We start from the raw sequence: 7,797 nt of genomic DNA on the forward strand, positions 1-7,797 counted from the left end.
GTCACAGGTTCAAATCCTGTCCCCGCAACCAAATTCATCATAAACCAATAGCCGTCCCGGTCTAACCGGGGCGGCTTTTTGCGTTTTGCGTTTTGCGATTTTCTGATCGCGCCGGGCCTGAGCCGCGGCCACCGCCGCTGGACGAGAAACGTCCAGCACGATGATCGCCATCTTGACGGGCTGATGCCGTTTGGCGCGAAAACCGCAACCACTCAGCCTTCTCGGTGCGCGTCGCTGGACGATACATCCGATTTTCAAACCCTGGCGCCGGCGTACTGAAGGACGCCAACTGAGACAAGGATATCCGCTTCGGCGGATGAGCCTTGATGCAGACACGAACGATGGAACACGCGCTACCCTGCTTTGTGCCCACGCCGATTCATGAGACGGCCGGACCGCGCCGGATCGCCTGTGGCACCGACTGGAGCGTGGTTTACAACTAACATGTTAGTGTGGTACAGCTGCGTACAGATTGATGAATTGGAGACTTTACAGTGGCGTCGCGCTTTGGTCTGTCTGTTGCCCTCACAACGCCTTTCGACGCAGCGGGGCGGATTGCGATCCCGCTCATGACCGCGCATGCCCGGACTTGTCTTGATGCCGGCTGCAGCAGCGTGACGCTGTTTGGAACCACTGGTGAAGGCGCTTCCGTCGGCACTGCGGAACGGCAAGCGGTGATCGATGCCATGCTAGCTGCAGGCATCCGGGCCGATCAGCTCGTCGCGGGCGTGCTGGTCGATGCGGTGGAGGATGCCGCGGAGCAGTCTCGCCACGCCTTGCAGCGTTGCGCTCGCAACATCCTTATCGCGCCGCCGAGCTATTTCAAGAATGTGGGCGACGACGGGCTGTTCGGCTGGTTTGCCGCGGTGTTTACCGCGCTTGGTCCGCTCGCCCGCGGCATGCTGCTCTACAATATCCCCTCGGTCACAACGGTCAGGCTGTCACTCGGCCTGATCGGCCGATTGCGCGAGGCGTATCCGGGCGTTGTTGCCGGGGTCAAGGATTCGGGTGGCGACTGGGCATACAGCGAGGCTCTGCTCAAGGCGCATGGCGACCTGATCATCCTGATCGGCGACGAACGGCATCTGGCGCCGGCGGTGCGGATTGGCGGTCAGGGCGCGATTTCCGGCATGGCCAATTTCGCCACCGGCGAGCTTCGCGCCATCATCGAGAGCGGACGCGACGATTCCCGTGTGGAGAGCTTCGTCCTCGAACTGCTCGGACATCCGGTCATTCCGGCGGTGAAGGCCATGGTGGCACGACAGACCGGCGACGAACGCTGGGTGACGGTCCGGCCGCCGCTCGAGCCGGTGACATCGCAGGAACGGCAGCAGCTCGGCGCCGCTTACGACAGGCTGTTCGCGACGAAGGCAGCCTGACCGGCGAAGGAAAGCGCACTGAGATGGACGACACGAGCGAACCGGCAACCCTGAGAGAAAAGGCCTATGCAAGCTTCACGCGGCATCTGCTGGCCCGCGATCTCAAGCCGGGTCAATTCGTGTCGCAGCGCGAGCTGGTTGCCTTCACCGGCCTGCCGCTTGGCGCGATCCGCGAGATCGTGCCGCGACTCGAGGCGGAAGGGCTGCTGACAACCATTCCGCAGCGCGGAATGCAGATCGCGCATATCGACATCAGCCTGATCCGTGAGGCCTTCCAGTTCCGCCTATTCATGGAGCGCGAGGCGGTCGCGTTGTTCGCCGTCAACGCTTCCGACGCCCAGCTTGCGCGTCTCAGGCGCGAGCATCAGGAGATGCTCGACCAGGCGCTGGCGCAGACGGCAACGCCGGAAATGGAAGGCAAGGCCCAGAGCATCGACTGGGCCATGCATGACACGTTCATCAGCGCGCTAGACAACGAGATCATCGCCAAAGCCTACCTGGTCAATTCGGTGAAGATCCGGCTCATCCACCAGGAGCGGTTCCGCATCGACGGCCGTGTCGTGCCGGTCATGCGCGAGCATCTTGCGGTGATCGATGCGCTGGAGAAGCGCGATCCGCAGAAGGCGGTCGAGGCGATCAGCCAGCACATCGACAACGCGCGCCGGCTGGCGCTGCAGATTTGAGGAAGCAGAACCGCGCCGCAACCGATGCGGCGTTATCGACAACGACAGCAACCGGGAGGAAGAAATGTCGTCCAATCCATTCAGCCCAACCAGGAGGCAGCTTCTCCAGGGAACCGCAGCCCTCGCCGCCGCAGGCCTTGCCGGTCTTCGACCCAGCTTCGCCGCAGGTGTCGATTGGAAGCGCTTTGCCGGCACGACGCTCGACGTGAATCTGGTCAAGAGCCCGCGCAGCGATACCATCCTGAAGAATCTCGCCGAGTTCGAGGAACTCACCGGCATCAAGGTCAATGCGGAGGCGACGCCCGAGCAGCAGCAGCGCCAGAAGACGGTGATCGAGCTCAGCTCCGGCAAGCCCAGCTTCGACGTCGTGCATCTGAGCTATCATGTGCAGAAGCGGCAGTTCGAGAAGGGCGGCTGGCTGGCTGACATTTCCGGTTATCTTGCCGATCCGGGCCTCACCGATCCGGGGCTGGTCGAAAGCGACTTCGCCGACGCCGGCATGCAGTTCGCCAAGGACGGCGAGGGTGTGCTGCGCTCGTTGCCGTTCTCGGTCGATTACTGGATCCTCTACTGGAACAAGGAGTTATTCGACGCCAAGGGGCTGAAATATCCCGAAAGCTTCGAGCAGCTGGTGGCGGCCGCCGAAGCGCTGACGGATCCGTCGAGCAATACGTTCGGCTTCGCCGCCCGCGGCCTCAAGAACGCCAACACGCCCGTGTGGACGTCGCTGATGCTCGGCTACGACGCGACGCCGCTCGGTAGCGACGGCAAGCTGCGAACCACTTCCCCGGAGGCGGTCGAGGCCGCCAGCCTCTACCAGCGGCTGATGACGAAGGCCGCGCCTCCCGGCGTCACCGGCTTCAACTGGGCCGAGGCGCAGTCTGCGTTCCTGCAGGGCAAGATCGGAATGTGGTTCGACGGCGTTGGCTTTGCGCCGCCCATGGAAAATCCGCAGAAGTCGCGGGTGGTCGGCAAGGTCGGCTACGGCGTGGTGCCCAAGGGTCCCAAGGCGCATGCCGCCGGCACTTTCGGCGATGGTATCGGCGTGACGTTCGCCAGCACGAAGAAGGAAGCGGCTTACCTGTTCTGCCAGTGGGCGGTGTCGCCGGCCATGGGCGCGCGCCTACTGCAGGCCGGGGCCGGCGTGCCATTCCGCAAATCGGTGCTGGAAGACCCCAAGGTGCGCGAAGGCGTCACCATGCCGCCAAGCTGGCTCGATGCCGTCGTAGGCTCCGGCAACATCAGCCGGCTGGCGCTGCCGGTCATCATCCCGGTCACCGAATTCCGCGACATCTATGGCGTGGCGCTGACCAACATGATCGCCGGTGCCGATCCCGCCGACGAACTGAAGAAAGCCACCGAGCAGTTCCAGCCGGTCCTGGATAGGAGCGAGCAAGGCTGATGTCCGCCATCGCCCCGGAACGCGCAGGCGTGACGACGCAAGGCATCGAAGGGAGCCAGCCGGTCCGACTGGCTCCCAACTACTGGCCTTTCGTCGTCCCGGCGCTCGTCGTCGTCGGCGCCGTGATCGTCTTTCCCTGGGCCTTCACGCTGTGGATGAGCGTCAACAGCTGGACCCTTGGCCAGTCGCGCAGCTTTGCCGGCATGGAAAACTACCTGCGCCTGGCGACAGATCCGCGGTTCTGGGAATCGCTTTGGCACACTTTGACCTACACCTTCCTTTCGGTGGTGGGGCCGATGTTCCTGGGCACCGTCGCCGCCTTGATCTTCGACGCGAAATTTCCTCTGCGTGGCCTGCTGCGCGGCGTCTTCGTGATGCCGATGATGGCCACGCCCGTTGCCGTGGCGCTGGTGTGGACGATGATGTTTCATCCGCAGCTCGGCGTGCTCAACTACCTTCTGTCGCTGGTCGGCATCCCGGCGCAGGAATGGATCTTCAACGTCAACACGGTCATCCCTTCGCTGGTCGCGGTAGAGACCTGGCAATGGACGCCGCTGGTGATGCTGATCGTGCTGGGCGGGTTGGCGTCGGTGCCGCGCGAGCCCTTCGAGAGCGCGGAGATCGACGGCGCCAATGCCTGGCAGCAGTTCCGCTACCTGACCTTGCCGATGATCGCGCCGTTTTTGATGATCGCCGTCATCATCCGCACGATCGACGCGCTCAAGAGTTTCGACATCATCTACGCGATGACCCAGGGCGGGCCTGGAACGGCCTCCGAGACGATCAACATCTATCTCTACAACACCGCCTTTTCCTATTACGACATGGGCTACGGCTCGGCCATGGCGGTCGTGTTCTTCATCGTCATCGTCGCCCTGTCCTTCATCCTCCTGATGCTGCGCCAGCGATCGCAATGGATCGACGCGGAGGGCAGATAGATGAGTTCACGGCTGCTTAACAAGGTCGGTCTTTTCTTCGCGGCGCTGGTGCTGGTGTCACCGGCGATCCTGTTCTTCCTCTGGATGATCTCGCTGTCGCTGAAATTTGAGATCGACAACGGAGCCTACCCGCCGATCCTGATCCCCGAGCACTTCGCCTGGTCAAACTATGCCATGGTGTTCCAGGAGAACGACTTCCTGCTTTATATGTGGAATTCGGTTCTGGTCACCGGCACGGCTACGCTGTTGGCCCTGCTGATCGGCGTGCCGGCAGGCTACGGCATCGCCAGGCTCAAAGCCGAACGGTCGGCGGTCGTCATCATGATCGCCCGCATGACACCCGGGCTTTCCTATCTCATCCCGCTGTTCCTGCTGTTCCAGTGGCTGGGTATCCTCGGCACGCTGTGGCCGCAGATCATCATCCATCTGGTGGTGACCGTGCCGATCGTGGTCTGGGTGATGATCGGCTATTTCGAAACAACGCCGATGGAGTTGGAAGAGGCGGCCAACATCGACGGCGCCTCATCCTGGCAGGTGTTCCGGCTGGTCGCGCTGCCCATCGCCAAGCCAGGCATCGTGGTGGCGTTCATCCTGTCGATCATCTTTTCATGGAACAACTTCGTCTTCGGCGTGGTGCTCGCCAGCCGCGAGACGCGGACATTGCCGGTCGCGGTCTACAACATGCTTTCCTATGAGCAGGTGAGCTGGGGTCCGCTCGCCGCCGCGGCCCTAGTGGTGACGCTGCCAGTGCTGGTCCTGACTCTGTTCGCGCAACGCCAGATCGTCGCCGGGCTCACCGCTGGTGCGGTCAAGGGCGGCTGAGCGCCCGCCGTCATACTCTTTTCGTGGAGACATTAAATGGCATCGGTAAGCATCGGCAACGTGCAGAAGGCGTTCGGAGCTACTCGAATCATCCATGATGTGAGCGTGGATATCGCCGATGGCGAGTTCGTTATCCTGGTCGGTCCGTCGGGCTGCGGAAAGTCGACGCTGCTCAGAATGATCGCCGGGCTCGAAACGATCTCGGGCGGCAAGATCGCGATCGGCGAGCGCGTCGTCAACAATCTGAGGGCGCGCGACCGCAACATCGCCATGGTATTCCAGAACTATGCGCTCTACCCGCATATGACGGTGGCCGAAAACATGGGCTTCGCGCTCAGGATCAAGAAAGCAGATCCAACCGACACCGCAAGCCGGGTCAAGCGCGCGGCGAACATTCTCGGACTGGAAAAGCTGCTCGACCGTTATCCGCGCCAGCTCTCCGGTGGTCAGCGGCAGCGCGTCGCCATGGGGCGCGCCATCGTTCGCGATCCGCAGGTCTTCCTGTTCGACGAGCCGCTCAGCAACCTCGACGCCAAGCTGCGCGTCCAGATGCGCGGCGAGATCAAGGCGCTGCATCAACGGCTCGGCACCACCACCATCTATGTCACGCACGATCAGATCGAGGCCATGACCATGGCCGACAAGATCGTCGTGCTGCATGACGGCTTGGTCGAGCAGGTCGGCGCGCCGCTCGACCTCTACGACCGTCCGGCCAATCTGTTCGTCGCCGGCTTCATCGGTTCGCCGGCCATGAACTTGATCCACGGCCGCGTCGAGGAAGGCACCTTCCGATGCGCCGGCGGACTGACGCTGCCGCTGCCGGAAGGCATCCGGCCGGCCGAGGCGGCGGGAAGGGAAGTGATCTATGGCATTCGCCCGGAACATATCCGGGCGACAGGCCAGGGCGGCCTGTCCGGCACCGTGACACTGCTAGAGGCCACCGGGTCGGAAATCTTTGCCACGGTCGACTGCGGCGGGGAAGCGATCTCCTGTCTCTTCCGCGAGCGGCTCGCGCTGAAGCAGGGCGAAGACGTGCCGATCGAGGTTGACCGCGCCTCGGCGCATCTGTTCGACGCCAAGACCGGTCGGCGCATCTGATTGCGGCCGCCCGCGAGCCACTGCGGGATTTCTCCAGTGGAGATCGTATCCTTACCTCGCGTTTCGCTGGGTACTGAACTCCAAGTCGCCTCACGAATCCGCCTTGGTTGTGTTAGTTCCCCAATCGGACGCCCTCGTCAGATCGTTTCCGCGATAGGAACGACCCTTCGGCCGGCGAGGGCATTCCAGCCGACATCACCTTGTTCTCCCTTTAAGTCATCTGACGAGATCGATGGCGCGACGCTCGGCATGCTGCGCACTGGCCTTCGTCGTCGTTTCGGCGCTGATACGGTTGGCTCCGCCGGCCACGCCGGGTTCGGCTTGATGCTGGCTCTGACGCACCAGAAGCCCATTGTGCAAGGTCGCAAAAGTCGGTCGCGAAACTCCGACATTTGCGAGGGAGTTCCGCGGCAGGAATTGCCGTGCAACTCAACCGGCCAGCCGACGCGTCAAAAAATCAGAAGTTGTGCGACATTAAAGCGGCTTCCGCCACGCGATCCACGCACCCCAAAACAGGCTCGAAAAGAAACTCTCGGCCCGCTCGAAACCAGCGCTGTCAAGCAGATCAAACACCGCCTCTTGGGAGTGGGGTGGGTCGGCACCTTGTAGGATTTTGCCGAGCTTCGCCTTTACTTGCTCGCTTGTCGCACCGTGCATCCGCCAGCGTTCCCCCCATGCCGCCAGGAGTAGGGGTTTACTGGCGTAGGCATATCGGTTCCCGGCAAGGATCAGCGGAGCGCCCGGCGCGATCCGATTTGCGATGGCTTTCAAGATTCCGCTCTTTGCATCGTTGCCCGGCAGATGATGCAACACGCCGAGCATCATGGCGGCGTCAAACGCCTCGCCGCCTGCAAGCGTGTCCAGTGTGCCTAGATGCAGTTCTGCCCTGTCGTTAAGCCCCTGGGCTTTGAGACGGTCCCCGGCAAGCGCCAGCATCGGCTCCGAAGGATCAACCCCAATGAATCTCCAGGTCGGTTCGAGCCGGGAAACTGCAACCACCTCCTGCGCGGTGCCGCCAACGCCGACGACTAGGATGCGCCGGGTTCCGCCAGTCCCAAGCGCAGCAGCCAACATGCAGGCTGCGAGTTCATGGCAGGCTTCATAGCCCGCGAGAGCTATCCGGCTTTGGCTTTCATATTCGGCAGCGCGTGAGCTGTCGAACTTCTTTGCAGACTGGTCCGTCAATGGTCGAATCCTATTCCCTACCTGTCGCAAATGTCCCCAATCTGGAATCGGTGTTGGGCCTGATTTGTGTTGCGTCGCAGAATAGCAATTTTTGCAACGGTTTATAGGCAAGCATTGTGGCGTTGCCCTTCGGGCCGCGCTTTCAGGTGCTTGGCGGTTTCCATGCGGGGCTTCGAACAAGCGGCCCTGAAACGACCTGGAAAATGCCTCGTCGAGCTTCAGGCAAGCGTGACGATAAATGAGGCAGGCGTCGGGAGGCTTCACCGGGGATTGGAGCTTGGCAATGTCAG

General features: G+C 62.3%; 8 protein-coding genes. 6 read left to right on the top strand and 2 right to left on the bottom strand.

What is annotated here, in order from left to right:
• Window positions 1-9: 9 nt before the first annotated feature.
• Window positions 10-171, bottom strand: a complete 162-nt coding sequence (locus C1D09_RS33105) for a hypothetical protein (RefSeq protein WP_167514580.1) — start codon at window positions 169-171, stop codon at window positions 10-12.
• Window positions 172-494: 323 nt separating this feature from the next.
• Between C1D09_RS33105 and C1D09_RS12420 the strand changes: the two genes are divergently transcribed.
• From C1D09_RS12420 to C1D09_RS12445, 6 genes are all read left to right on the top strand, one after another.
• Entirely contained in the window at window positions 495-1,379 is an 885-nt protein-coding gene (locus tag C1D09_RS12420; protein ID WP_143974615.1) for a dihydrodipicolinate synthase family protein, read from the top strand.
• 23 nt (window positions 1,380-1,402) lie between these two features.
• Window positions 1,403-2,062, top strand: a complete 660-nt coding sequence (locus tag C1D09_RS12425) for a GntR family transcriptional regulator (RefSeq protein WP_143974616.1) — start codon at window positions 1,403-1,405, stop codon at window positions 2,060-2,062.
• 64 nt (window positions 2,063-2,126) lie between these two features.
• On the top strand, window positions 2,127-3,464 hold the full coding sequence (locus C1D09_RS12430) for an extracellular solute-binding protein (protein ID WP_143974617.1): 1,338 nt from the start codon (window positions 2,127-2,129) through the stop codon (window positions 3,462-3,464).
• Window positions 3,464-4,402, top strand: a complete 939-nt coding sequence (locus C1D09_RS12435) for a carbohydrate ABC transporter permease (RefSeq protein WP_143974618.1) — start codon at window positions 3,464-3,466, stop codon at window positions 4,400-4,402. Before C1D09_RS12430 ends, C1D09_RS12435 begins: the two co-directional genes overlap by 1 nt.
• Complete coding sequence (locus tag C1D09_RS12440; protein WP_143974619.1) at window positions 4,403-5,224, top strand: carbohydrate ABC transporter permease; 822 nt, start codon at window positions 4,403-4,405, stop codon at window positions 5,222-5,224.
• A gap of 36 nt (window positions 5,225-5,260) precedes the next feature.
• Window positions 5,261-6,322: an ABC transporter ATP-binding protein gene (locus tag C1D09_RS12445; protein WP_143974620.1), complete on the top strand. Its 1,062-nt coding sequence runs from the start codon at window positions 5,261-5,263 to the stop codon at window positions 6,320-6,322.
• Between the two features lie 474 nt (window positions 6,323-6,796).
• Here the strand turns inward: C1D09_RS12445 and C1D09_RS12450 are convergent, their stop codons facing one another.
• Window positions 6,797-7,507 (bottom strand): class I SAM-dependent methyltransferase, encoded by a 711-nt coding sequence (locus C1D09_RS12450; RefSeq protein ID WP_143974621.1) that lies wholly within the window; start codon window positions 7,505-7,507, stop codon window positions 6,797-6,799.
• Window positions 7,508-7,797 lie beyond the last annotated feature (290 nt).

Origin of the sequence: Mesorhizobium intechi, assembly GCF_002879535.1 — a bacterium.
Classification (GTDB): Bacteria; Pseudomonadota; Alphaproteobacteria; order Rhizobiales; family Rhizobiaceae; genus Mesorhizobium; species Mesorhizobium intechi.